Source organism: Enterobacter sp. KB-280D8, from assembly GCF_041399405.1.
GTDB classification, from domain to species: domain Bacteria; phylum Pseudomonadota; class Gammaproteobacteria; order Enterobacterales; family Enterobacteriaceae; genus Enterobacter; species Enterobacter cloacae_N.
In genome coordinates, this window is record NZ_JBGKEC010000002.1 from 457,145 (window position 1) to 481,623 (window position 24,479).

Annotated in this window: 21 protein-coding genes; 1 reads left to right on the forward strand and 20 read right to left on the reverse strand. The window is 54.5% G+C overall.

What is annotated here, in order from left to right; genetic code table 11:
• The 12 genes from pal to mngA all read right to left on the reverse strand — a co-directional run bounded on the left by pal (nt 1) and on the right by mngA (nt 13,334).
• The gene (gene pal, locus AB8818_RS07670; RefSeq protein WP_003858578.1) at nt 1-522 is read right to left on the reverse strand and encodes a peptidoglycan-associated lipoprotein Pal; all 522 of its coding nucleotides are present in this window, start codon (nt 520-522) and stop codon (nt 1-3) included.
• 35 nt (nt 523-557) lie between these two features.
• Entirely contained in the window at nt 558-1,850 is a 1,293-nt protein-coding gene (gene tolB, locus AB8818_RS07675) for a Tol-Pal system beta propeller repeat protein TolB (RefSeq protein ID WP_116343916.1), read from the reverse strand.
• A gap of 134 nt (nt 1,851-1,984) precedes the next feature.
• The gene (gene tolA / locus AB8818_RS07680; protein ID WP_116343915.1) at nt 1,985-3,238 is read right to left on the reverse strand and encodes a cell envelope integrity protein TolA; all 1,254 of its coding nucleotides are present in this window, start codon (nt 3,236-3,238) and stop codon (nt 1,985-1,987) included.
• A gap of 28 nt (nt 3,239-3,266) precedes the next feature.
• Nucleotides 3,267-3,695, reverse strand: a complete 429-nt coding sequence (tolR, locus tag AB8818_RS07685) for a colicin uptake protein TolR (protein ID WP_003858589.1) — start codon at nt 3,693-3,695, stop codon at nt 3,267-3,269.
• 3 nt (nt 3,696-3,698) lie between these two features.
• A complete protein-coding gene (tolQ, locus tag AB8818_RS07690; RefSeq protein ID WP_008501101.1) occupies nt 3,699-4,391 on the reverse strand; it encodes a Tol-Pal system protein TolQ in 693 nt (230 codons plus the stop codon).
• Nucleotides 4,388-4,792: a tol-pal system-associated acyl-CoA thioesterase gene (ybgC, locus tag AB8818_RS07695; protein ID WP_003858593.1), complete on the reverse strand. Its 405-nt coding sequence runs from the start codon at nt 4,790-4,792 to the stop codon at nt 4,388-4,390. The genes tolQ and ybgC overlap by 4 nt, the downstream gene beginning before the upstream one ends.
• 148 nt (nt 4,793-4,940) lie before the next feature.
• Nucleotides 4,941-5,231 (reverse strand): cyd operon protein YbgE, encoded by a 291-nt coding sequence (gene ybgE / locus AB8818_RS07700; RefSeq protein ID WP_008501100.1) that lies wholly within the window; start codon nt 5,229-5,231, stop codon nt 4,941-4,943.
• Nucleotides 5,231-5,344, reverse strand: coding sequence for a cytochrome bd-I oxidase subunit CydX (gene cydX / locus AB8818_RS07705; RefSeq protein WP_003858598.1), 114 nt, complete (start codon nt 5,342-5,344; stop codon nt 5,231-5,233). Before cydX ends, ybgE begins: the two co-directional genes overlap by 1 nt.
• A 14-nt stretch (nt 5,345-5,358) precedes the next feature.
• The gene (gene cydB, locus AB8818_RS07710) at nt 5,359-6,498 is read right to left on the reverse strand and encodes a cytochrome d ubiquinol oxidase subunit II (protein WP_028012386.1); all 1,140 of its coding nucleotides are present in this window, start codon (nt 6,496-6,498) and stop codon (nt 5,359-5,361) included.
• 15 nt (nt 6,499-6,513) lie between these two features.
• Complete coding sequence (gene cydA, locus AB8818_RS07715; RefSeq protein WP_047073901.1) at nt 6,514-8,082, reverse strand: cytochrome ubiquinol oxidase subunit I; 1,569 nt, start codon at nt 8,080-8,082, stop codon at nt 6,514-6,516.
• Between the two features lie 680 nt (nt 8,083-8,762).
• The gene (gene mngB / locus AB8818_RS07720) at nt 8,763-11,393 is read right to left on the reverse strand and encodes a mannosylglycerate hydrolase (RefSeq protein ID WP_192983933.1); all 2,631 of its coding nucleotides are present in this window, start codon (nt 11,391-11,393) and stop codon (nt 8,763-8,765) included.
• A 24-nt stretch (nt 11,394-11,417) separates the two neighbouring features.
• Entirely contained in the window at nt 11,418-13,334 is a 1,917-nt protein-coding gene (gene mngA / locus AB8818_RS07725; protein WP_192983935.1) for a PTS 2-O-a-mannosyl-D-glycerate transporter subunit IIABC, read from the reverse strand.
• Nucleotides 13,335-13,505: 171 nt separating this feature from the next.
• Here mngA and AB8818_RS07730 point away from each other — a divergent pair, with 171 nt between their 5' ends.
• Nucleotides 13,506-14,222, forward strand: coding sequence for a GntR family transcriptional regulator (locus tag AB8818_RS07730; RefSeq protein WP_166710459.1), 717 nt, complete (start codon nt 13,506-13,508; stop codon nt 14,220-14,222).
• 83 nt (nt 14,223-14,305) lie between these two features.
• Here AB8818_RS07730 and sucD read toward each other — a convergent pair whose 3' ends face one another.
• From sucD to sdhC, 8 genes are all read right to left on the reverse strand, one after another.
• Nucleotides 14,306-15,175 carry a succinate--CoA ligase subunit alpha gene (gene sucD, locus AB8818_RS07735; protein ID WP_008501094.1) on the reverse strand — a complete coding sequence of 290 codons (870 nt, stop codon included), beginning with the start codon at nt 15,173-15,175 and terminating at the stop codon, nt 14,306-14,308.
• Nucleotides 15,175-16,341 (reverse strand): ADP-forming succinate--CoA ligase subunit beta, encoded by a 1,167-nt coding sequence (sucC, locus tag AB8818_RS07740; RefSeq protein ID WP_006809579.1) that lies wholly within the window; start codon nt 16,339-16,341, stop codon nt 15,175-15,177. The genes sucD and sucC overlap by 1 nt, the downstream gene beginning before the upstream one ends.
• An 83-nt stretch (nt 16,342-16,424) precedes the next feature.
• Nucleotides 16,425-17,645 (reverse strand): 2-oxoglutarate dehydrogenase complex dihydrolipoyllysine-residue succinyltransferase, encoded by a 1,221-nt coding sequence (gene odhB, locus AB8818_RS07745; protein ID WP_008501093.1) that lies wholly within the window; start codon nt 17,643-17,645, stop codon nt 16,425-16,427.
• A 14-nt stretch (nt 17,646-17,659) separates the two neighbouring features.
• Nucleotides 17,660-20,467, reverse strand: a complete 2,808-nt coding sequence (gene sucA / locus AB8818_RS07750; RefSeq protein WP_116343910.1) for a 2-oxoglutarate dehydrogenase E1 component — start codon at nt 20,465-20,467, stop codon at nt 17,660-17,662.
• 344 nt (nt 20,468-20,811) lie between these two features.
• Nucleotides 20,812-21,528, reverse strand: coding sequence for a succinate dehydrogenase iron-sulfur subunit SdhB (gene sdhB / locus AB8818_RS07755; protein WP_008501090.1), 717 nt, complete (start codon nt 21,526-21,528; stop codon nt 20,812-20,814).
• A gap of 15 nt (nt 21,529-21,543) precedes the next feature.
• Nucleotides 21,544-23,310 carry a succinate dehydrogenase flavoprotein subunit gene (gene sdhA, locus AB8818_RS07760; protein ID WP_032638917.1) on the reverse strand — a complete coding sequence of 589 codons (1,767 nt, stop codon included), beginning with the start codon at nt 23,308-23,310 and terminating at the stop codon, nt 21,544-21,546.
• Nucleotides 23,310-23,657, reverse strand: coding sequence for a succinate dehydrogenase membrane anchor subunit (sdhD, locus tag AB8818_RS07765; protein ID WP_008501088.1), 348 nt, complete (start codon nt 23,655-23,657; stop codon nt 23,310-23,312). Before sdhD ends, sdhA begins: the two co-directional genes overlap by 1 nt.
• The gene (gene sdhC / locus AB8818_RS07770) at nt 23,651-24,055 is read right to left on the reverse strand and encodes a succinate dehydrogenase cytochrome b556 subunit (protein WP_020684965.1); all 405 of its coding nucleotides are present in this window, start codon (nt 24,053-24,055) and stop codon (nt 23,651-23,653) included. Before sdhC ends, sdhD begins: the two co-directional genes overlap by 7 nt.
• Nucleotides 24,056-24,479 lie beyond the last annotated feature (424 nt).

Genomic DNA, 24,479 nt, shown 5'->3' on the forward strand with positions numbered 1-24,479 from the left:
TTAGTAAACCAGTACGGCACGACGGTTTTTGGAGTAAGCCGCTTCGTCGTGACCCAGTACTGCAGGTTTTTCTTTACCGTAAGAAACGATGGAGATCTGGTCAGCAGAAACGCCTTTACCCTGCAGGTACATCTTAACGGCGTTAGCACGACGTTCACCCAGGGAGATGTTGTACTCTGGAGTACCACGTTCGTCCGCGTGACCTTCTACGGTGACTTTGTAAGATGGGTTGCTACGCAGGAAGTTAGCGTGAGCATCCAGCATCGCAGCGAAGTCAGAACGGATGTCGTATTTATCCAGATCGAAGTAAACGATGTTGTTCTGCTGCAGCTGCTGCATCTGAAGACGCGCTTGCTCTTCAGAAGACATGTTGCCATTGCCGTTCGCGTCCATACCGGTACCGGCACCCATCATGCCTTCGCCGCTCTGGTCATTGCTGGCGTTCTTGTTAGAAGAACACGCTGCGATTGCCATTACAGGCAGAGCGATCATCAGCCCCTTCAGCACTTTGTTCAGTTGCATTTCTATGATTCCTTTAGTAATCAATTAATTATTATTTACAGATACGGCGACCAGGCAGGTGATTTTACCTGTCCATCAGTAGCCGGAATACGCGCTTTGAAACGCCCATCTGTAGAAACCAGATTCAGCACAGATCCCATCCCCTGAGAAGAGCTGTAGATTACCATAGTGCCGTTAGGTGCCAGACTTGGCGTTTCATCCAGGAACGTTGACGACAGAACTTGAACGCCACCCGCTACCAGATCTTGTTTGGCAATGTGCTGCTGCCCACCATTGGAGCTGACCATTACCATGAATTTACCGTCGCTGCTCACGTCTGCGTTCTGGTTCTGAGAACCTTCCCAGGTAATACGCTGCGGAGCGCCGCCGTTGATGTTCACTTTATAGATTTGTGGACGGCCGGCCTGGTCAGAGGTAAACGCCAGGTTTTGACTGTCCGGGAACCATGATGGTTCGGTGTTGTTGCTGCGACCATCGGTCACCTGACGGATCTGGCCGGAGCCAATGTCCATCACGTACAGGTTAAGGCTACCGGTTTTAGACAGCGCAAACGCCAGTTTAGACCCATCCGGAGAGAAGGAAGGCGCACCGTTGTGACGTGGGAACGACGCAACCTGACGAACCGCACCGTTAGCCAGCGTCTGGATAACCAGCGCAGAACGACCGCTCTCAAAGGTAACATACGCCAGTTTAGACCCGTCCGGAGACCAGGCTGGAGACATCAGCGGTTGTGAAGAGCGTTTTACCAGGAACTGGTTGTAACCGTCGTAGTCAGAGACGCGCAGCTCGTACGGGAACTGACCACCGTTGGTCTGCACCACATAAGCAATACGGGTACGGAACGCACCTTTAATGCCGGTCAGTTTTTCGAATACCGCATCGCTAGCCGCGTGTGCCGCGTAGCGCAGGTACTGTTTCGTGACCTTGTAAGAGTTCTGTGCCAGAACGGTACCCGGTGCACCGCCGGTATCCACCAGCTGCCAGGCCACGTTGTATGAGCCGTCCGGGTTAGGGGTAACCTGACCCACAACCACCGCATCAATACCCAGCGCAGACCATGCAGCAGGCTGTACTTCCTGCGCACTACCCGGCTGCTGAGGCAGACGAGAACGATCTAACGGGTTGAATTTACCGCTGTTACGCAGGTCAGCCGCCACGATGCCGCCAGCATCTTCAGGTGCAGCGCCAGGACCGGCCCACTGGAACGGAACAACACCGATTGGGCGTGCCGAGTCCACCCCCTGGGTGATCTCGATACGTACTTCTGCGTGCAGGACTGCTGCCCACAGCATTAAAAAACCAAATGCTACACGTAATGCCTGCTTCATCATATCTCCCTTATCCGGGTAACCTTACCCACGATAATTTAGCAGAATGTTAACAAACTCAAATAGACAAAACTACCAGAACCCTGTGACTAAACCTGGTCTATTTTTCCCCGTTTGCACGGGGAAAATGTAACTTAAGGTTTGAAGTCCAGCGGTGCATTTTTGAAGACTTCGTAGACTGCCTGCGAAGGCGGTTTAGGCATCTTCGCCTGACGCGCTGCAGCCAGAGCCGCAGTACATAAAGCCGGGTCGCCACCTTCAGACTTAATGTCAAGCAGCATGCCGTCCGGAGCCAGTTTTATGCGCAGCGTACACGTTTTACCGGTATAGGAAGACGCGTCATAGAACCGGCTTTCAATCGCCGATTTAATCTGCGCGGCATAGCCGTTGATTTCAGCCCCTGTCGCACCGTTACTCTTAGTGTTACCACTTCCGGTCGGCGCTGCGTTGTTTCCTTTCGCCCCGCCGCCCGTTTTCGGCGCATTCTTACCGGAGCTTAAATCCCCCAGCAGATCGTCAACCCCTGCGGCAGCAGCGGCTTTTTCAGCGGCAGCAGCCTTTTTCGCAGCCGCTTTTTCAGCAGCAGCTTTCTTATCGGCAGCGGCCTTCTCAGCTGCAGCTTTTTTATCTGCAGCGGCTTTTTCCGCGGCGGCAGCTTTTTCTGCAGCAGCCTTCTCGGCAGCAGCAGCTTTCTTCGCAGCCTCGGCAGCCGCTTTCTTCTCTGCTTCCTGAGCGGCTTTTTTCGCGGCTTCGGCTTCAGCTTTCTTCTGAGCATCAGCAGCGGCTTTCTTCGCGGCCTCCGCTTCGGCTTTTTTCTGAGCATCCGCAGCGGCTTTCTTCGCCGCTTCCGCTTCAGCTTTTTTCTGAGCATCCGCAGCCGCTTTCTTCGCCGCTTCTGCCGCTAATTTCGCCTGGGCATCAGCCTGCGCTTTGGCATCTGCTGCGGCTTTGGCAGCCGCCTCTTCCGCCTGCTTTTGCTGTTCCTGCGCTTTCTTCGCGGCCTCTTCGGCTTGCTTCTGCTGTTCCGCCTGCGCTTTCGCTGCTTCCTGCGCCTGCAAACGTTCTTTCTCAAGCTGCTTCAAACGCTCCTGCTCGGCGGCCTGCTTTTCACGCAGCTCTTCCGCCTGCTGTTGCGCCTGTTTTTCACGCTGCTCTTCAGCCCGTTTGGCACTCGCCTTCTGCTGTTGTTCGCGATTATAGTTCTGCACTACCGCACCGGGATCCACCATTACGGCGTCAATGGAAGATCCTCCACCGCCGCCTGCTGATGCATCAATATGCTCGTCGAACGAACTCCAGATCAGCGCTGCAAAAAGAATAACATGCAGCACTGCGGAGACGATTATCGCTCGCTTAAGCTTGTCGTTCTGTTCGGTTGCCTTTGACACTATCGGTTCCCAAAAACTACGCGGATGATCAAATAGGTTGAGTCATTAAGCCAACTGACTTAACACCCGCACTATGTAGCAAGTTCAGCGCTTTAATAATTTCATCGTAGGGTACGTCTTTCGCGCCACCGATTAAGAAGACCGTTTTCGGATTTGACTCGAGGCGACGCTGCGCCTCAGCAATCACCTGCTCGGGTGGAAGCTGATCCATGCGATCTTTTTCTACCACCACGCTGTACTGCCCTACGCCGGAAACTTCAATGATGACCGGAGGATCGTCATTGGTGCTCACCGCCTGTGATTCTGTCGCATCCGGAAGATCCACCTCCACGCTCTGGGTAATGATTGGCGCTGTTGCCATGAAGATCAGCAGCAGTACCAACAGGACGTCCAGCAGTGGAACGATATTGATTTCGGACTTGAGCTCGCGACGACCTCGTCCACGCGATCTGGCCATGGTTTACCCCTTGTTGCTCTCGGTGCTGGTAAACGCCTGACGGTGCAGAATCGCGGTGAACTCTTCCATAAAGTTGTCGTAGTTCAGTTCCAGTTTGTTCACGCGCTGGTTCAGACGGTTGTAAGCCATAACCGCCGGGATAGCCGCAAACAGACCGATAGCGGTCGCAATCAGTGCTTCAGCGATACCCGGTGCAACCATCTGCAACGTCGCCTGCTTCACCGCACCAAGTGCGATAAAGGCGTGCATGATCCCCCACACGGTACCAAACAGACCGATATACGGGCTGATGGAGCCGACAGTGCCGAGGAAAGGAATGTGCGTTTCAAGGTTTTCCAGCTCACGGTTCATAGAGATACGCATCGCACGCGAGGCGCCTTCCACGACCGCTTCCGGCGCATGATTGTTTGCACGATGCAGACGAGCAAACTCTTTGAATCCGCTATAGAAAATTTGTTCGGAGCCGGTCAGGTTTTCACGGCGTCCCTGGCTCTCCTGATACAGACGAGAAAGCTCAATACCCGACCAGAACTTATCTTCAAACGCTTCCGCTTCACGGCCAGCAGCATTGAGGATACGCGTTCTCTGGATGATGATGGCCCAGGATGCGATTGAAAAACCAATCAAAATCAACATGATAAGTTTAACCAGAAGGCTTGCCTTCAGGAACAAATCAAGGATATTCATGTCAGTCACTGCTTAAACTCCGCGACAATAGACTTAGGAAGCGCACGAGGCTTCATTATGGTTGGATCAACACAAACAATCAGTACTTCAGCTGAGTTCAGTACGGTGTTCTCTGCGTTGACTATCCGCTGCGTGAATACCAGTGAGGTCCCGCGCATTGATGTAATTTCAGTTTGGACTTCGAGCATATCGTCGAGTCTGGCAGGCGCAAAATACTCAAGCGTCATCTTGCGTACCACGAAGGCAACTCGCTCAGCCAACAGCACCTGTTGACTAAAGTGATGATGGCGCAGCATCTCTGTGCGTGCCCGTTCATAAAAAGCAACGTAGCTGGCGTGGTAAACCACACCACCGGCATCGGTATCTTCGTAATAGACACGAACCGGCCATCGAAACAGCGTTGTATTCACTTTACATCCTGGTAATGCAATAAAAGTTAATGCTTTTAAACTTCGCTACTATACGCGCGGGAAAGATGGTTTGGAATGGGAGAAAGTAAACGGAGAGTAAATTTTTATGGGCTCGGGTAAGCCCATAACGTTATAGGACGTTTCTTATTCAGAAGAAGAAGAAAATCAATCCGGCGAGAAGGACCAGATCGGCAATGAGCGGGCAGAAAATGCCCTGCCAGTGAACCGCTTTTGGACGAAAGCCCACGCCGTGGATCACCCCGGCACACACCGCCCACATGATGAGGAAGCCGTGCCAGATCTCAAGCTCGCTGGTCTTTGCCGCAAAGCGCGACGGGTCCCAGAAGATACAGCCTGCCAGCAGTAATGCCATCACTAAAGAAAGCGCCCGTAACGGGCGCTTATCCATTACCGCGTAAAGTTTCGCGATAATATTCATCAGTGTTTTTCTTCACCCGCTTTGGTCGCTTCTACGTGCTCAAGCGCCAGGGCAGTAATGACACCAAAGGCACAGGCAAGAAGCGTCCCTAAAATCCATGCGAAATACCACATATTCAGCTCCTTACTTAGTACATAGAGTGGGTGTTGCTTTCGATATGTTCTTTAGTGATACGACCGAACATTTTCCAGTAACACCAGATGGTGTAAGCCAGAACAATCGGAACGAACACGCAAGCAACGTAAGTCATTAAGTTCAGCGTCATATGGCTGGAGGTTGCATCCCACATGGTCAGGCTAGCATTCAGCATGGTGCTGGACGGCATGACGAATGGGAACATGGCAATACCCGCCGTCAGGATGATGCACGCCAGCGTCAGTGAAGAGAACACGAACGCCAGAGCACCTTTCTCCAGACGAGACGTCAGCACGGTCAGCAGCGGCAGCAGTACACCCAGAGCCGGGATCGCCCACAGCGCAGGGGTATTGTTGAAGTTCACCAGCCAGGCACCAGCCTGACGCGCCACTTCTTTGGTCAGCGGGTTAGACGGTGCCGAGTGGTTAATCGCGGACGTCACCACGTAACCATCAATGCCGTAGACCACCCACACGCCTGCCAGAGCAAAGCAGACCAGCGTCACCAGTGCCGCAACCTGAGCAGTAGCACGAGAGCGCAGGTGCAGTTCTCCGACAGTACGCATCTGCAGGTAGGTTGCGCCCTGAGTGATGATCATCGCCACGCTCACCACACCGGCCAGCAGACCAAACGGATTCAGCAGCTGGAAGAAGTTACCGGTGTAGTAAAGACGCATGTATTCGTCGAGGTGGAACGGTACGCCCTGCAGCAGGTTACCGAACGCCACGCCAATCACCAACGGTGGAACGAAGCTACCGATGAAGATGCCCCAGTCCCACATGTTGCGCCAGCGGGTGTCTTCAATCTTGGAACGGTAGTCGAAACCGACCGGACGGAAGAATAAAGAGGCCAGCACCAGAATCATCGCCACGTAGAAGCCGGAGAACGCAGCCGCGTAGACCATCGGCCAGGCAGCGAACAGCGCGCCGCCTGCGGTGATCAGCCACACCTGGTTACCGTCCCAGTGAGGGGCGATGGAGTTAATCATGATTCGACGCTCGGTGTCATTGCGACCGAGGAAACGGGTGAGCATCCCCACCCCCATGTCGAAACCATCCGTGACGGCGAAACCGATCAGCAGAACGCCAACCAGCAGCCACCAGATAAAACGCAATACTTCATAATCGATCATTTGATGACTCCTGTCTTAGCGTGCCGGCTGAGTAGTCACAGTGGACTGCTCGTAGTGATAGCGACCGGTTTTCAGGCTGCTTGGGCCAAGGCGCGCGAACTTGAACATCAGGAACAGTTCAGCCACCAGGAACAGGGTGTACAGACCACAAATCAGCAGCATGGAGAAGATCAGGTCGCCTGCGGTCAGGGACGAGTTCGCTACCGCCGTTGGCAGCACCTCACCGATCGCCCATGGCTGACGGCCATATTCCGCCACAAACCAGCCGGACTCAATCGCGATCCACGGCAGTGGAATACCGTACAGCGCGGTGCGCAGCAGCCATTTTTTCTCGCCGATGCGGTTGCGAATCACGGACCAGAAGGACGCCGCAATGATCAGCAGCATGATGATGCCGCAGCCCACCATGATACGGAATGCGAAGTACAGTGGCGCAACGCGTGGAATTGAGTCTTTGGTTGCCATCTGGATCTGCGCTTCCGTCGCATCAGAAACGTTCGGGGTATAACGCTTCAGCAGCAGACCGTAACCCAGATCTTTCTTCACGTCGTTAAACTGATCGCGAACGGCCTGGTCGGTAGAACCGGCACGCAGCTGTTCCAGCAGCGAGTAGGCTTTCATACCGTTACGGATACGCTCTTCGTGCTGCACCATCAGCTCTTTCAGACCCGTCACCTGCTTATCAACAGAACGGGTGGCGATGATACCCAGCGCGTAAGGGATTTGAATAGCGAAGCGGTTTTCCTGCGCGTCCTGATCGGGAATACCGAACAGCGTAAAGGCAGCAGGTGCCGGCTGGGTTTCCCATTCGGCTTCGATAGCGGCCAGTTTGGTTTTCTGCACGTCACCCATTTCGTAACCGGATTCATCACCCAGAACAATAACGGAGAGAATCGCAGCCATACCGAAGCTTGCAGCGATAGCAAAGGAGCGTTTAGCAAACGCGAAGTCACGACCGCGCAGCATGTAGTAAGAACTGATACCCAGTACAAACATCGCGCCGCACACATAGCCAGAGGCGACGGTGTGAACGAATTTAACCTGAGCAACCGGGTTCAGGACCAGCTCGGCAAAGCTGACCATCTCCATACGCATGGTTTCGAAGTTGAAATCAGACGCGATAGGGTTCTGCATCCAGCCGTTCGCGACCAGGATCCACAGCGCGGACAGGTTCGAACCTAATGCCACCAGCCAGGTCACCGCCATATGCTGGACTTTACCCAGACGGTCCCAACCGAAGAAGAACAGACCTACAAAGGTGGATTCAAGGAAGAATGCCATCAGACCTTCAATGGCCAGCGGCGCACCGAAGATATCCCCTACATAGTGGGAATAGTAAGACCAGTTAGTCCCGAACTGGAACTCCATGGTCAGACCGGTTGCCACGCCCAGTGCGAAGTTGATACCAAACAACTTGCCCCAGAACTTGGTCATATCTTTATAAATCTGTTTGCCGGAGAGAACGTATACCGTTTCCATAATGGCCAGCAGGAACGCCATACCGAGCGTCAGTGGCACAAACAGGAAGTGGTACATCGCGGTCAAGGCAAACTGTAAGCGCGACAGTTCGACTATATCTAACATCATGACTCCTTGCTCATCGCATGAAGACTCCGAGAGTGAACCCCGTCAGAAAGAGATCCACACGCATGCCCCAATACAAATTATTCGCATCCTTGTCGTCGTTATTACCCTGAATGAGGATAAAAACGATGACGTGAGGTTACAAATACGTTAATAAAAAACTCAAATTGATACCGCAAATATAATACGCTGCAAAACCCTTACAATAAACAGGTTTTTATTGAATCACATTTACGTTTTTCGACGGTGATCAATTTATAGCAAAATTACCACTTTTCGGCCATTTTGATCGGGAACAATTTAGCGCTTTTCAGCACCTTTTTCCAAGGATTAAACTTTGATTTAAATCAAAAACAAACCTTGATGTTAACTATGTTTAATCGTGGTGAGAATGGTAAAAACCATGTTAATGATATGTGCATGTAAAGATGTGATTGGTTATCGAAGACGAAAAAAAATATAAACAGAAGTGATTTTAATTAACGCGAAACAAAAGCCTCATTTCGATGCGCGGCAAACAATAAAGCATAGTCGGGCCGGGTTATTTTTCCATGGTATTTATGCAACCCTTCGTAATTACATTTATTTTACTTTTGTCACCCCATAACTTAACACCACGGAGTGACTATTTAATGAAAAAGGCCGCAAACAGTGCAGCCTTTTAATGATATCAGCGATTCTCAGGCAAGAAGAAGGCTAAAGGTTCGCGACTGTCCCGGTCTGAACGCCCCGACAATGCCTTCGTCTTCACCGTGGTCCATCAGCCGTTCATTCATGTCCGTTTCGCAGCACCGCTTCACCGCCGGATTGACGGATAGCGTCGCGTCACATGCGCTGGACTGTGAAGGGTTGAACAGACGAAGAATGAGCTCGTCTCGATCTTCAGCCTTTTTGAGCGTACTGAGCACGCATCCCGTTGGCGAAAGCGCCAGCAGACTGTAACTTTCCGGCGTGGTAAACGACGAGCAATTGAGCTTCATCGCGTCCCAGGGAATTTTGTTATAGCACTGCACCGGTGTTAACCACGATTTAGCCTGCTGCGCGACGCCCGCGTTTTCCGGCGTTCCACTGAAGCTGAAGAGGCTAAAGCGACAGCTTAACGAACCGCGCACCTGGGAGTCAGGAACAGGCATTTTGATTCCTGAAGGTCTACCGGGGCGCAACAGCAAATCTTCTTTGCCGAGTAACCCCACGCCGCGCAGCAGGGTCAGGGCAAAGGCTTTTTTATCCTCGCCTACTACTTCAAACTCGCGTAGTCCTTCGGTGAACAGCGCAAGCCCGTTTCGTTTTTCCTGCAGGACGGCATAGTTGAGTAAGTTCCAGACCGGAACCGGCGCTTCTTTCCACCCCTCCTCCTGCCAGTTTTCCATCGCCGCGTCCTGCACCGGGCGAGTGAGAGTGCCAAACTGCGTATCCGCTAACACTTCCTCTGTCATAAACGGCGTTGGGATCAGCACGCGAACGCGGTGGTCGTCAGCCTGATTGTCCAGACGCACTGCCACATCAATACGTCTGCTGTGGTGGCTAAGCGTGATTTCAAACTCAGCGCCGAGAGACCCGTTTCGCTGACCGGCCGCGCGTTCGGCCAGATTAGATGGTACCGCGATCTGATGGCGAATCACCGCCCTGCTCTGCCAGCCTTCGTGTATAACCTCGACCTGATGCTCGCCCTGTGCAGAAGTGAGTCTCCACTCTTCCCGCGAAGGAGAGTAGTCGTACTCATCGCCATCATCCGAACTCTCTTCGATTTCCAGCACGCGGTCATAAATCAGCCCGGTTTCTTTGTCGCGCAGGCGCAGCGTACCGTCGTTATTTATATCAATCTGCCAGAAGGCGTTTTCGAGCAAGGATTCGGTGTTTTTCACCGGCGAGAGCACCTTCCCGGCCACGTTTGGTTCGATAAACAGCGTACGGTAGCCCATCGACGGCAGTATCTGGCTGAGCTGAATATCAAACTCCATAAACGGTTCGTAATTGCCGTAATGGACAATCTGCCGGTCAATGAGACCAGGGTCGAGCTCGCGCGCGCTGCGAATGAAATACGGGATCTCGTTGCCTTTACCATCCCGCAGACGGAACTGGCTGGCGCGCAGTCGAATCGTGGTGTTCATCACCTCTTCACGCGGCCAGGGCATCAGGTTGAACATCACCAGCTTATCGGCGTCGCTTTGCGGCATGTTGTCGACAATCTTGCGCATATAGAAACGCACCAGGTTGTCCGCCATGTCCTCAGCCAGCGCAAAGCGGGAGACAATCTCGCGGTGCACCTTGTCGCTGCAGCAGCAGCCGATGCTGTCGTGAGCGTGGTTTTTGAGGATCTCTTTCCACATCTTCTCCAGCAGGCCGTGGTGGTAATCGAAGCCCAGCGTCCAGGCAAGCGTCGCCAGCGGTTCGAGAATATTGACAATTTTATTCTCGATACGCGCATGGGCGATTTTAATATCCATGCGCGTGGAGCCGATTGTCCGGTGAACGCGCATATATTTCCCGTCGATAAACTCCCCTTTCAGGGTCGCCAGCTCATCGCGGCGCGCCTCGATATGGTCAAACACCTCCTCAAAACGGCTCATCACAAATTGACGCTGGGGATAGATTTCACGCAGCTTATCCATCACCGCAAAAATGTTCTGCTGCAGCGGCATTTGATCGTGGCCGTTGGGCAGCAAAATCTCTTTGGTGACGGAGGCCTTTTCCAGAACGTCGAAATAGCTATCGAGCCGTTTTCGCAGCCTGGCTTCGTCCTCCGGTAAGTACTTACCAATCGCGTAGCCCAGCGGCAGCACCTGAGCCGTAACTTCGCTGCCGTCCTGGCTCTGCCAGAGAAACTCGGTTTTATCGGTCCCGTGTCGTTCAGAACAACCGCGCCAGAACATGGTGCGGGTAATGCCAAATCCGTTATAGATATGCGGAAGCTGGCCGGACATACCAAACGAATCCGGCAGATAACCTATCTTCATCGGCTCGCCGAACGCCATACAGTCTCGGATACCGTACATCAGGTTGCGGACAATCGACTCGCCGCTGACAATAGTGGTATCGGTCTGGGTATACCAGGGGCCAATAATGAGCTTTCCGCGCTCGACTAGCGCCTTCACGCGTGCCCGGTTTTCGGGCACGACGGCAAAATAATCCTCCAGCACCGCCGTCTGACCATCGAGGACGTAATATTTATATTCATCGTCCTGCTCCAGACGGGTCAGGATCTCTTCCATATTATTGACCAGAAGAATACGTGACTCTTCAGTGGTGAAGTACCACTCACGGTCCCAGTGCATATGCGGCGTGATATGAACGCGAGATACAGCTTTCATCTTCGTTTCCTGTTTTGTGAGTTTTTACGGTATGGCGTCTTCAATGACGTATTTGCCCTTTTTAACCGCCTGACGTCGCCAGAGCAGCAGAATAAAGGTGGAGATAGCGGTACCCACCAGCGCCGCGCCAAACCAGCCCGCCGCCGCAACCACACCGCTCAACCCGGCATCGTGAAGTAAAAAAAGAGAGAAAATACCGGCCCCCGGCGTGGACAGCCCGATCCCCATCGCGCCGACAATCGCGCCTGTTACCATGGAGCCGAGCACAAATGAGCCAATGACGCGAAGCGGATCTTCAATCGCCATCGGAATCGCCCCTTCGGTGATGCCCGCGAGGCCAAGCAGCCATGTGGATTTACCGGTTTCAATTTCAAACGGTTTGAATAGTTTCGGTGCCAGCAACGTTGACGCCGTGACGGTGAAGGCCGACACCATTTTGACGGAGGCAAAGATCGCATAGGGACCGTATACCCCGTTAGCCATCGCTCCCAGACAGAACGCGTAAGAGGCTTTGTTGACCGGGCCACCCAAATCGAATGAGCACATAAAGCCGAGGATCGCCCCCAGAAGCAGCGCATTCGCGCCGGATAAACCGTTAAGCCAGGCGGTGAGCGTAGTATTAAGCCAGGCCACCGGCTCACCGATCACAAACAGCATCAGGCTGCCCGCACCCAGTACGCCAATAACCGGATAGAGATAAAAGGTTAAAAAACCGTTGAAGCGGCTACTCAGGCGAATGTGATTTTTCACCCAGCGCATCAGGTAACCCGCGATCAGCCCGCCGACGATAGCGCCCAGAAAACCGGAACCGATCATATTGGCTGCAAGCCCGGCCGCAAAGCCCGGCGTCAGCGCGGGTTTATCCGCCAGCGAGTAAGCTGTATAGGCCGCCAGAACGGGTACCATCAGAATGCCGAGCATGCCGCCGCCAAGCTTGCGGTACATCCACAGCCACGAGTTTTCCTGGTCGAACAGGTGCTGCAGGCCCAGAATTTGTGCCAGCAGTACCGACACGGCCAGCACCGTCCCGCCGGCGACGATCAGCGGCACCGCAAAGGAGATACCGCTAAGAAGCGCCTGCTTGAGTTCAGTTTTAACGCTCTTTTTCGTTTCGGGATCGCCATGCACTTGACGCGCATCGGTTGAGGGCTGGAGTGCCAGCGCGCGTTCAATGAGTGCTTCAGCATGGCGCAGAGGTTCCGCAACGGGCACTGAAATGGCGGGGATCCCCTGAAAACGTTCGCTCTCCTTGATCGCCACCTCCGCCGCAAAGATGCAGGCTTTGGCCTCCTGCAGCTGCTGCGCGGTGATGCGTCCCTCAATGCCGTTCGCCCCCTGCTTTTCGACCACCACGTTGACGCCCAGTTTGCGTCCCGCTTTTTCCAGATACTCCGCAGCCATGTAGGTATGGGCGATTCCAGCCGGACAGGCGGTAACGCAGACGATTGTCGGGGCATTTACCGCGACATCGGCCTCTTCCGCATCAGGAGCAGCTTCCAGCGCAGCAAGAACTTCTTCCGCCGTGGAGGCCGCCATCACCCGTGCCCTGAGATCGTCATCCGCCAGGCGAGACGTTAGCTCCGTTAGCACCTGAATATGCGTCGAACCGGCTTGTGCAGGCGGAATAGCGAGCAGAAAAATCAGCTCAACCTTTTCCGGCCCGTCAACGCCTTCCCACTCCAGCGGTTCGTTCAGGGTTGCCACGGCAAAAGCCGCTTCCTTCACGGCTGCTGATTTACCATGAGGCACGGCCAGTCCTTCTCCCAGCGCCGTCGGGCCAAACGATTCACGCTGGAAAACTTCCGCCAGAAAGGCATCGGCGTCCGCTATTTTGCCCAGCGTCACCAGCCGCGCTGCAAGCTGACGGATTGCCTCATCACGGCCAGTAAACTGCGCCTGAACGCAGACAGCACGCGGATCGGTCAGAGTCGTCAGATTCATAAAGATCCTCACCTATAAAAAGTTATTGTCTGGGAAGGATTCTGGCAGACTCAATAATACATTTATGTGATCATTTTCACTAACCGTCAAATTTGTATTTGAGTTGTATTATTTACAAATTATCAGTTGAATGCATAATTCCCTAAAAAGGTATTAAGCAGGCGCGATGAAATGGGCAATAAACCAATGTACCGGCAGATAGCCGATGCGTTCCGCGAGAAAATTAATGCCGGGGAATTAAAACCCGGGGACGCACTCCCGACGGAGTCCAGCCTTCAGGAGGCTTTTAGCGTCAGCCGTGTCACCGTACGGCAGGCTCTGAAGCTGCTCGCCGATGAGCAGATCGTCGAAAGCATTCAGGGCAGCGGCTCGTATGTAAAAGAGGAGCGGGTTAACTACGATATTTACCAGCTCACCGGATTTTACGAAAAGCTGGCGGACCGAAACGTCGATACGCACAGCGACGTCAGGGTCTTCGAAGTGGTGAAAGCCGATGATATGCTCGCGGCACGGCTGGCGATCAACCCGGACGATAAAGTCTGGCACGTCAAACGAGTCCGCTTTATCAAACAAAAACCGGTGAATCTGGAAGAAACGTGGATGCCGCTGGCGATGTTCCCCGACCTCACCTGGGAAGTGATGGAGAATTCGAAATACCACTACGTTGAGCAGATCAAGAAGCTGGTTATCGATCGCAGCGAGCAGGAGCTGGTGCCGATCATGCCGTCAGAAGAGGCGATTGCCGCGCTGGCGCTCGATCCGGCGAAGCCGATCCTGGAAAAAGTCTCCCGCGGGTTTCTGAAGGACGGACGGGTATTTGAATACAGCCGCAACGTGTTCAATACCGACGATTACAAGTTCACGCTTGTCGCCAAACGCAGGCAATAAAAAAGGCCGCTTTACAGCGGCCAACCATGTCGAAACGGACATTTTTATACTTCAACGCCCTCCTTTCGGGGAGCAGAGAGGACTTACTTAATGATGGATTTCAGTGCTTCGCCGATATCCGCCAGGCTGCGAACGGTCTTCACGCCTGCGGCTTCCAGCGCTGCGAATTTCTCATCAGCCGTACCTTTACCACCGGCGATGATCGCGCCTGCGTGACCCATACGCTTGCCTTTCGGCGCGGTCACACCCGCGATGTAGCCCACAACTGGCTTGGTCACGTGTTCTTTGATGTAAGCAGCCGCTTCTTCTTCCGCGCTTCCGCCGATCTCACCGATCATCACGATCGCTTCGGTCTGCGGATCTTCCTGGAACAGCTTCAGGATATCGATGAAGTTAGAGCCCGGGATCGGGTCACCGCCGATGCCCACGCAGGTGGACTGGCCGAAGCCGTAATCGGTGGTCTGCTTAACCGCTTCATAGGTCAGGGTACCGGAACGGGACACGATGCCCACTTTACCCGGCTTGTGAATGTGGCCCGGCATGATGCCGATTTTGCATTCGCCCGGGGTGATAACGCCAGGGCAGTTCGGGCCGATCATGCGCACGCCTGCTTCGTCCAGCTTCACCTTCACGGTCAGCATATCCAGCGTCGGGATGCCTTCGGTGATGGTGATGATCAGTTTAATGCCTGCGTCGATCGCTTCCAGAATGGAGTCTTTGCAGAACGGAGCCGGAACGTAGATCACGGTCGCGGTTGCGCCCGTCGCTTCTACCGCTTCACGCACGGTGTTGAACACAGGCAGGCCCAGGTGGGTGGTACCGCCTTTACCTGGCGTTACGCCGCCAACCATCTGCGTACCATAGGCAATCGCCTGTTCGGAGTGGAAAGTCCCCTGGCTACCGGTGAAGCCCTGGCAGATAACCTTGGTATCTTTATTAATTAAAACGGACATTATTTCCCCTCCACTGCGGCAACAACCTGCTGAGCTGCATCCGTCAGACTTTTCGCTGCAATAATATTCAGGCCGCTGTCAGCCAGTTTTTTCGCGCCGAGTTCAGCGTTGTTACCTTCCAGACGCACAACAACCGGAACATTAACACCCACTTCTTCTACCGCACCGATGATACCGTCTGCGATCAGGTCGCAACGGACGATACCGCCGAAGATGTTCACCAGAACAGCCTTCACGTTGTCGTCGGAGAGAATGATTTTAAACGCTTCGGTTACGCGCTCTTTGGTTGCGCCACCGCCCACGTCGAGGAAGTTTGCTGGCTCACCGCCGTGCAGCTTAACGATGTCCATGGTGCCCATTGCCAGGCCCGCACCGTTAACCATGCAGCCGATGTTACCATCCAGCGCTACGTAGTTCAGTTCCCACTGTGCCGCCTGTGCTTCACGTGGATCTTCCTGAGACTGATCGCGCATTTCGCGCAGATCCGGCTGGCGGAACAGCGCGTTGCCGTCAGCGCCCAGCTTGCCGTCGAGGCAGATCAGATCGCCCTGGGTGGTGATCACCAGCGGATTGATCTCGATCAGCGCCAGGTCGCGCTCCAGGAAGATGGTCGCCAGACCCATGAAGATCTTGGTGAACTGCTGAACCAGCTTGCCTTCCAGGCCCAGTTTGAACGCCAGCTCGCGCCCCTGGTAAGGCATTGGGCCCGCCAGTGGATCGATTGCCACTTTGTGGATCAGATGCGGCGTTTCTTCCGCCACTTTTTCGATTTCCACGCCGCCTTCGGTAGACGCCATGAACACCACGCGACGGGAGCTACGGTCAACAACCGCGCCCAGGTACAGTTCTTTCGCGATATCGGTCGCCGCTTCCACCAGGATCTGGTTGACCGGCTGGCCGTTCGCATCTGTCTGGTAGGTCACCAGACGCTTGCCGAGCCAATGTTCAGCAAACGCACGAATCTCTTCTTTGCTCTTAACAACCTTCACACCGCCCGCTTTACCACGGCCACCAGCGTGAACCTGACATTTAACTACCCACGGGCCGGAACCGATTTTAGATGCGGCTTCTTCTGCTTCACGCGGGGTAGTACAGGCATAACCCACCGGAGCCGGTAAGCCATACCGGGCAAACAGCTGTTTGGCCTGATATTCATGTAAGTTCATGTGTTCTATCCATCCTTCAGGTAATCGTTAGGTCGTGCTTTTATTGGCCCGGCAGCCATACGCCGCCGGGCAAGACTGCAAAACTAGACGTCCAGCAGCAGGCGCGTTGGATCTTCCAGCAGCTCTTTAATCGCCACCAGGAAGCCTACGGACTCGCGGCCGTCGATCAGGCGGTGATCGTAAGAGAGCGCCAGGTACATCATCGGCAGGATCTCAACCTTACCGTCTACCGCCATAGGACGATCTTTAATAGCGTGCATACCCAGGATCGCGCTCTGCGGCGGGTTAATGATCGGGGTAGACATCAGCGAGCCGAATACGCCGCCGTTGGTAATGGTGAAGTTACCGCCGGTCAGGTCGTCTACGGTCAGCTTGCCGTCGCGGCCTTTAACAGCCAGCTCTTTAATGTTTTTCTCGATATCAGCCATACCCAGGGTATCCACATCACGCAGAACCGGGGTGACCAGGCCACGTGGAGTAGAAACCGCCATGCTGACGTCGAAATAGTTGTGGTAAACCACGTCATCGCCATCGATAGACGCGTTCACTTCCGGGTAGCGTTTCAGCGCTTCAACTACCGCCTTCACGTAGAAGGACATAAAGCCCAGACGGATACCGTGACGTTTTTCAAAGGCGTCACCGTACTGCTTACGCAGGTCCATGATTGGCTTCATGTTCACTTCGTTGAAGGTGGTCAGCATCGCGGTGGAGTTTTTCGCCTCCAGCAGACGCTCGGCCACGCGCTTGCGCAGGCGGGTCATTGGCACGCGTTTTTCGCTGCGTGCGCCCAGAGCAGGCTGAGCTGCTGGTGCTGCCGCAGGGGCTTTCGCTTCTGCCTGAGCTGGCGCTTTCGCCAGGTGCTTGTCGATATCTTCGCGCGTCAGACGACCGCCCACACCGGTGCCTTTAATGGCTGCCGGGTCAAGGCTGTGTTCCGCCAGCAGGCGACGGATCGCCGGGCTGAGGGCATCGTTAGACTGTTCTTCCAGAGAAGCCTGCTGGCGCTGAGCCGGCGTAGAGGCTTTCTCTTCAGACTTGGCGCTGGACTCTTTGCCCGCGCTGTTGCCTTCACGCAGGCGACCCAGGATCTGACGAGAGGTGACGGTGGTACCTTCATCTTCCAGCACCGCGTCCAGAACGCCATCCGCCGAAGCCGGTACTTCCAGTACCACTTTGTCAGTTTCGATTTCTACCAGCACTTCATCGCGCTTAACGGCATCGCCTGGTTTTTTGTGCCAGGTAGCGACGGTCGCATCTGCTACGGATTCAGGCAGGTCGGGAACAAGAATATCTACGCTACTCATTATGTATCCTTTAATTAATCGACGTTCAGCGCGTCATTGACCAGATCTTGTTGCTGCTTCTGGTGAACGGACATATACCCTACCGCCGGAGAGGCGGAGGCCGGGCGACCTGCATAGCGCAGGGCTGACCCAAATGGAATCACTTCACGGAAATGATGCTGGCTGCAATACCATGCGCCCTGGTTGAGCGGCTCTTCCTGGCACCAGACAAAATCATGTACGTGAGCGTACTGTTTCAGCACTTCCTGCATCGCCTGATGCGGGAACGGATAAAGCTGTTCGATACGCACGATGGCGACATCTTTCTGATCGTTCTTACGGCGCTGTTCCAGCAGGTCGTAATAAACCTTACCAGAACACATCACCACGCGCTTCACGGCCTGCGGATCCAGCTCGTCAATTTCACCGATGGCCGGCAGGAAGGTGCCGTTCGCCAGCTCATCCAGGCTGGACACCGCCAGCGGATGACGCAGCAGGGATTTCGGCGACATCACCACCAGTGGACGACGCATACCGCGCAGCGCCTGACGACGCAGCATGTGGTAGACCTGAGCCGGGGTGGACGGCACGCAGACCTGCATGTTCTGCTCGGCGCAAAGCTGCAGATAACGTTCCAGACGCGCGGAGGAGTGCTCCGGACCCTGACCTTCATAACCGTGCGGCAGCAGCATCACCAGGCCACACATACGCCCCCATTTCTGCTCGCCGGAGGAGATGAACTGGTCGATAACCACCTGCGCACCGTTGGCGAAGTCACCGAACTGCGCTTCCCAGATGGTCAGGGTGCGCGGTTCTGCCGTGGCGTAACCGTACTCGAAAGCCAGTACCGCTTCTTCAGACAGCACGGAGTCCCAGACCTTGAACTGGCCCTGACCGTTGTGCACGTGCTGCAGCGGGGTGTAGGTTGAACCGTTAGACTGGTTGTGAACCACCGCATGACGGTGGAAGAAGGTGCCGCGACCCGCATCTTCACCGGACAGACGAACAGGAATGCCTTCGTCAACCAGCGTCGCGTAAGCCAGCGTTTCCGCGCCGCCCCAGTCAAACAGCTTCTCGCCTGCCGCCATGGACTGACGGTCAGCGTAAATTTTCGCTACGCGAGACTGCATCTCGATAGCGTCCGGCACGGTGCTGATGCGTTTAGCCAGCTCCTGCAGGCGCTTCATCTCCACCTTGTTCGGGTAGCTCTCATCCCACTCGTGGTTGAGGTACGGAGACCAGGTAAAGGAGTGCATGTTCATCGGGCGCAGCTCTTTCACTACGCATTCACCCGCGTCCAGCGCGTCGCGGTAGAGGTTAACCATTTCGGTCGCATCTTCCAGCGTCGCCACTTTGTCGCTTTCCAGCTTGTCAGCATAGATTTTGCGCGGGGTCGGGTGTTTTTTGATTTTCTGGTACATCAGCGGCTGGGTTGCACTTGGCTCATCCGCTTCGTTGTGGCCGTGACGGCGGTAGCAGAAGAGGTCAATGAACACATCGCGTTTGAAGGTATTACGGAAGTCCAGCGCCAGGCGAGTAACGAAAGCAACGGCTTCCGGGTCATCCGCGTTAACGTGGAAGATGGGTGCCTGTACCATCTTACCGATGTCGGTGCAGTATGGGGTAGAACGCGCATCCAGCGGGTTAGAGGTAGTAAAGCCCACCTGGTTGTTGATCACGATGCGAACGGTACCGCCCACTTCGTAGCCACGCGCTTTCGACATGTTCAGGGTTTCCTGAACCACGCCCTGCCCTGTTACCGCCGCATCGCCGTGGATGGTGATTGGCAGCACTTTATTGCTGCTCGGCTCGTCCAGACGATCCAGACGCGCACGTACGGAACCGATAACCACCGGGCTGACGATTTCCAGGTGCGACGGGTTAAACGCCAGCGCCAGGTGAACCAGACCGCCTTCGGTTTCGATATCCGACGAGAAGCCCATGTGATACTTCACGTCGCCGGTGCCGAGGTGTTCTTTATGTTTGCCCGCGAATTCGTCGAACAGGTCCTGCGGTTTTTTACCCAGCACGTTGACCAGCACGTTCAGACGACCGCGGTGCGCCATGCCGAGCACCACTTCACGGGTGCCGCTCTTGCCTGCGTGGCGAATCAGCTCTTTCAGCATCGGCACCAGCGCGTCGCCGCCTTCCAGCGAGAAGCGTTTTGCGCCCGGGAACTTCGCGCCCAGATAGCGCTCAAGCCCTTCCGCTGCGGTCAGTTCACTCAGGAAGCGTTTTTTCTCGTCAGCCGAGAAGGTCGCGTGGCCCGCTACGGATTCGATGCGCTGCTGGATCCAGCGTTTCTCTTCGGTAGAGGTAATGTGCATATATTCCGCGCCGATGGAGCCGCAGTAGGTTTGCTTGAGCGCGTCAATCAGATCGCCCAGCTTCATCGTGTCTTTGCCGATGGCAAAGGAACCTACGTTAAAGCTTTCCTGGAAATCGGCCTCGGTCAGATCGTGATACGCCGGATCGAGATCGGCCACACGGTCTTGTTTCCACAGTCCCAGCGGATCGAGATTCGCATGCTGGTGACCGCGGAAGCGATAAGCGTTGATAAGCTGCAGGACTTTAACCTGCTTCGCATTGGTGTCAGGGTCGGAAATCGCAGAAGAGTAACGTGAGGCATCCTTCGCCAGACGACGGAAATAATCACGTGTTTTGGAATGGAATTGATCCGGTTTGACCCCTGTACCAGGCAACTGCTGGAACATGGAACGCCAGTTTGCGTCCACTGAGTCAGGATCGGTTAAGAAGTCTTCATAGAGCTGTTCTATCCAGCTCTGGTTTGCACCAGAGAGGTAAGAAGAGTCCAGCCAGGCTTTCATTGCGCCGTTCTGCATCGTGATCCCTTAAGCATTTTTATGCTTACTTTCGCCGTAGAAACTACCACGCACACCACGTGTACGTGCCGGGGTTCACCTGCGAGCTCTTATTGGCCCGCGAAGGAACCTTTAGAAACTGTCTAAATAATCTTCGTCGTTCCGGCTGCGACTGCGTTGCGGCTTTCACTCACCCCAGTCACATAGTTAACTATGCTCCAGGGGATTCGTTCAGCCGCGCCTTGTCTCGCGCTGAACGTCTCGATTATTTACTTAACTGGCAGTTTTTAAAGGTTTCTGCAATCTGTTCCCTCTCCCTTAGGGAGAGGGTTAGGGTGAGGGGAACAGCGCTCCCCTCTCACTACTTACGCACTGCGCTGCAGCAGCATCGACTTAATATGGCCGATGGCGCGCGTCGGGTTCAGCCCCTTCGGACACACACTGACGCAGTTCATGATGCTATGGCAGCGGAATACGCTGAAAGCGTCACTCAGTCCTTCCAGACGGCTATCGGTTTCGGTGTCGCGGCTATCGATCAGGAAGCGATAGGCAGCCAGCAGACCGGCCGGGCCGATAAACTTGTCCGGGTTCCACCAGAACGACGGGCAGGACGTTGAACAACATGCACAAAGAATACACTCGTACAACCCATCGAGTTTTTCACGCTGCTCAGGAGACTGTAAGTGCTCGCGAGCGGGTGGATTTTGCCCATTATTCAATAAGTAAGGCTTAATCTTCTCATATTGTGCATAGAATTGCCCCATGTCTACCACCAAATCACGCACGACCGGCAGGCCTGGCAGAGGACGGATAACAATTTTCTGACCAGGACGCTGCAACGCTGAAATTGGCGTGATGCAGGCCAGGCCATTTTTGCCGTTCATGTTCACCCCGTCAGAGCCACAAACCCCTTCACGGCAGGAGCGGCGGAACGACAGCGTAGGATCTTTTTCTTTCAGCTGGATTAACGCATCCAGCAGCATCATGTCACGGCCTTCTTCCGCTTCCAGGGTGTAATCCTGCATGCGCGGAGCATCATCAACATCCGGGTTATAACGATAAACTGAGAATTCGAGTTTCATTATCCTGTCTCCGCATTAGTAAGTACGAATCTTCGGCGGGAACGCCGGACGCAGTTTCGGTTCCATATTGACGCTACGACGCGTCATGGTTTCCGACTCTGGCAGATACAGGGAATGGCACAGCCAGTTTTCGTCATCACGATCTGGGAAGTCGAAGCGGCTATGCGCGCCACGACTTTCGGTACGGAAGTTTGCCGACATCGCCGTCGCGAACGCGGTTTCCATCAGGTTATCCAGCTCCAGGCACTCAACGCGCTGGGTGTTGAACTCGCTGGAGGTGTCGTCCAGACGGGCATTTTTCAGACGCTCGCGGATCGCTTTCAGCTGCTCAAGACCTTTGGCCATCGCGTCGCCTTCGCGGAATACCGAGAAGTTGTGCTGCATGCACTCCTGCAGCGCTTTACGGATTTCAACCGGATCTTCGCCGTTACGGTTACCGTTCCAGCGGTTGAGGCGCTCAAGAGAGGCATCAATTTCGTCGTCAGTTGCGTCACGCAGCGCGCCCTGCTCGGCAATGGATTCCTGCAGATGCAGACCCACCGCACGACCAAACACTACCAGGTCCAGCAGCGAGTTGCCGCCCAGACGGTTTGCGCCGTGTACGGACACGCAGGCAATTTCGCCTACGGCGAACAGACCAGGGATAACCACGTCTTCGCCCTGCTCATTCACGGTAAGCGCCTGACCGGTCACTTTGGTCGGAATACCGCCCATCATGTAGTGGCAGGTTGGGATAACCGGAATCGGCTCTTTCACCGGGTCGACGTGGGCGAAGGTGCGGGACAGTTCCAGGATGCCCGGCAGACGGGATTCCAGCACCTCTTTACCCAGATGGTCGAGCTTCAGCTTCGCGTGTGGACCCCATGGGCCGTCACAACCGCGGCCTTCACGGATTTCGATCATGATGGAACGTGCCACCACGTCACGACCCGCCAGGTCTTTCGCATTCGGGGCATAACGCTCCATGAAGCGCTCGCCGTGTTTGTTCAGCAGGTAGCCACCTTCACCACGGCAGCCTTCTGTTACCAGCACGCCCGCACCGGCGATACCGGTTGGGTGGAACTGCCACATCTCCATATCCTGCACCGGCACGCCCGCGCGGATAGCCATACCGACACCGTCACCGGTGTTGATGTGGGCGTTGGTGGTGGACTGGTAAATACGGCCTGCGCCGCCGGTCGCCAGCACGGTAGCGCGGGCTTTGAAGTAAACCACTTCACCGGTTTCGATGCACAGCGCGGTACAGCCCACGATCGCGCCATCGGCGTTTTTCACCAGATCCAGCGCGTACCACTCGGAGAAGATGGTGGTGTGGTTTTTCAGGTTCTGCTGATACAGGGTGTGCAGCAGCGCGTGGCCGGTACGGTCAGCCGCCGCCGCGGTACGTGCCGCCTGCTCGCCGCCGAAGTTTTTCGACTGGCCGCCAAACGGACGCTGATAGATGGTGCCATTTTCCAGACGGGAGAACGGCAGCCCCATGTGATCCAGCTCCAGAATCGCTTCCGGGCCGGTTTTACACATATATTCGATGGCATCCTGGTCGCCGATATAGTCGGAACCTTTAACCGTGTCGTACATGTGCCATTCCCAGTTATCTTCGTGGGAGTTACCCAGCGCAACGGTGATACCGCCCTGCGCAGACACAGTGTGGGAACGGGTCGGGAACACTTTAGAGAGCAGCGCACAGGTCTGGCCGCTCTGGGAAATTTGTAGTGCGGCACGCATACCTGCGCCACCGGCACCAATTACAACAGCATCAAATTCTCTGACTGGCAGTTTCATTACACACCCCACACCACAACGAATCCATAAATAACGTAAACCACCAGTGCAACAACAATGGCCAGCTGCAGCGGGAGGCGAATCGCCAGCGGTTTAACGTAATCGGTCAACACCTGCCACATGCCAATCCAGGCATGAATAAGGATGGAGAACAGGGCCAGCAGGGTGAACACTTTGGTGAAGGCGGATCCGAAGAACCCACTCCAGATTTCCCACGTCAGCGTGCCGCTGGTCGCGAAGAAACCGATCATATAGATGATGTAAAGGGTGAGAACGATAGCGGTAGCACGGACCAGAATGAAGTCATGTACGCCGTTGCGTCCTAATGCGGAGGCGTTGCTTACCATACGAGAACTCCTGCGAGAAGTGAAAGCACGACAGTAATCACAAATGAAATGTTTGCGGAGCGTTTCCCGGCTTCGAAGGTCTCTTCGAGATAGCCAAAGTCCATCAGCATATGGCGAACACCCACGACGACGTGGTATGCCAGCGCGGTCAGAATGCCCCACATGATGAATTTCACGAAGAAGCTGTTCATGATGGCCGAAGCCTGGAGGAATCCTTCAGGGGAAGAGAGGCTGGTGCCCAGTAACCACAGCAAAATACCGACCGCCACAAACGTAATCACACCAGAAACACGGTGCAGAATGGACGCTATTGCTGTTACGGGGAACCGGATCGTTTTCAGATCCAGATTGACAGGTCTTTGTTTTTTCACATTTCTTATCATGAATAACGCCCACATGCTGTTCTTATTGTTTCCTTCCTCCGGACTGCGATGCGGGTCAAGCAGCGTTCCTTTTCTATAACTGCGCGTCATGCAAAACATTGCTTCCAGATGCTAAAACGACACGTTACAACGCTGGGTGGCTCGGGATTGCAGGGTGTTCCGGAGACCTGGCGGCAGTATAGGCCGTTCACAAAATCATTACAATTAACCTACATACAGTTTGTTGGGTTTTCTCTGGAACAGTGATCAGGGTCACGATAACAACATCTTTTTAATTTTTAATCATCTGATTTGACAAATGTTAAACAATATTGTTACAAACGTCATCAGAAAAGGCATATAATGCGCAAAAGTTATGAGGTCTCTCTTTCACCTGACAAATAGTTATGTAACAGTGTGATGGTATTGACCGAAGTTATCAGGACAGTTATTAGTGATA

What these genes read in the sequence shown, in the direction of transcription:
- pal (WP_003858578.1), bottom strand. Translation starts at nt 522, where the DNA reads ATGCAACTGAACAAAGTGCTGAAGGGGCTGATGATCGCTCTGCCTGTA.
- tolB (WP_116343916.1), bottom strand. Translation starts at nt 1,850, where the DNA reads ATGAAGCAGGCATTACGTGTAGCATTTGGTTTTTTAATGCTGTGGGCA.
- tolR (WP_003858589.1), bottom strand. Translation starts at nt 3,695, where the DNA reads ATGGCCAGATCGCGTGGACGAGGTCGTCGCGAGCTCAAGTCCGAAATC.
- ybgE (WP_008501100.1), bottom strand. Translation starts at nt 5,231, where the DNA reads ATGAATATTATCGCGAAACTTTACGCGGTAATGGATAAGCGCCCGTTA.
- cydX (WP_003858598.1), bottom strand. Translation starts at nt 5,344, where the DNA reads ATGTGGTATTTCGCATGGATTTTAGGGACGCTTCTTGCCTGTGCCTTT.
- cydB (WP_028012386.1), bottom strand. Translation starts at nt 6,498, where the DNA reads ATGATCGATTATGAAGTATTGCGTTTTATCTGGTGGCTGCTGGTTGGC.
- cydA (WP_047073901.1), bottom strand. Translation starts at nt 8,082, where the DNA reads ATGTTAGATATAGTCGAACTGTCGCGCTTACAGTTTGCCTTGACCGCG.
- mngB (WP_192983933.1), bottom strand. Translation starts at nt 11,393, where the DNA reads ATGAAAGCTGTATCTCGCGTTCATATCACGCCGCATATGCACTGGGAC.
- mngA (WP_192983935.1), bottom strand. Translation starts at nt 13,334, where the DNA reads ATGAATCTGACGACTCTGACCGATCCGCGTGCTGTCTGCGTTCAGGCG.
- AB8818_RS07730 (WP_166710459.1), top strand. Translation starts at nt 13,506, where the DNA reads ATGGGCAATAAACCAATGTACCGGCAGATAGCCGATGCGTTCCGCGAG.
- sucD (WP_008501094.1), bottom strand. Translation starts at nt 15,175, where the DNA reads ATGTCCGTTTTAATTAATAAAGATACCAAGGTTATCTGCCAGGGCTTC.
- sucC (WP_006809579.1), bottom strand. Translation starts at nt 16,341, where the DNA reads ATGAACTTACATGAATATCAGGCCAAACAGCTGTTTGCCCGGTATGGC.
- odhB (WP_008501093.1), bottom strand. Translation starts at nt 17,645, where the DNA reads ATGAGTAGCGTAGATATTCTTGTTCCCGACCTGCCTGAATCCGTAGCA.
- sucA (WP_116343910.1), bottom strand. Translation starts at nt 20,467, where the DNA reads ATGCAGAACGGCGCAATGAAAGCCTGGCTGGACTCTTCTTACCTCTCT.
- sdhB (WP_008501090.1), bottom strand. Translation starts at nt 21,528, where the DNA reads ATGAAACTCGAATTCTCAGTTTATCGTTATAACCCGGATGTTGATGAT.
- sdhA (WP_032638917.1), bottom strand. Translation starts at nt 23,310, where the DNA reads ATGAAACTGCCAGTCAGAGAATTTGATGCTGTTGTAATTGGTGCCGGT.
- sdhD (WP_008501088.1), bottom strand. Translation starts at nt 23,657, where the DNA reads ATGGTAAGCAACGCCTCCGCATTAGGACGCAACGGCGTACATGACTTC.
- sdhC (WP_020684965.1), bottom strand. Translation starts at nt 24,055, where the DNA reads ATGTGGGCGTTATTCATGATAAGAAATGTGAAAAAACAAAGACCTGTC.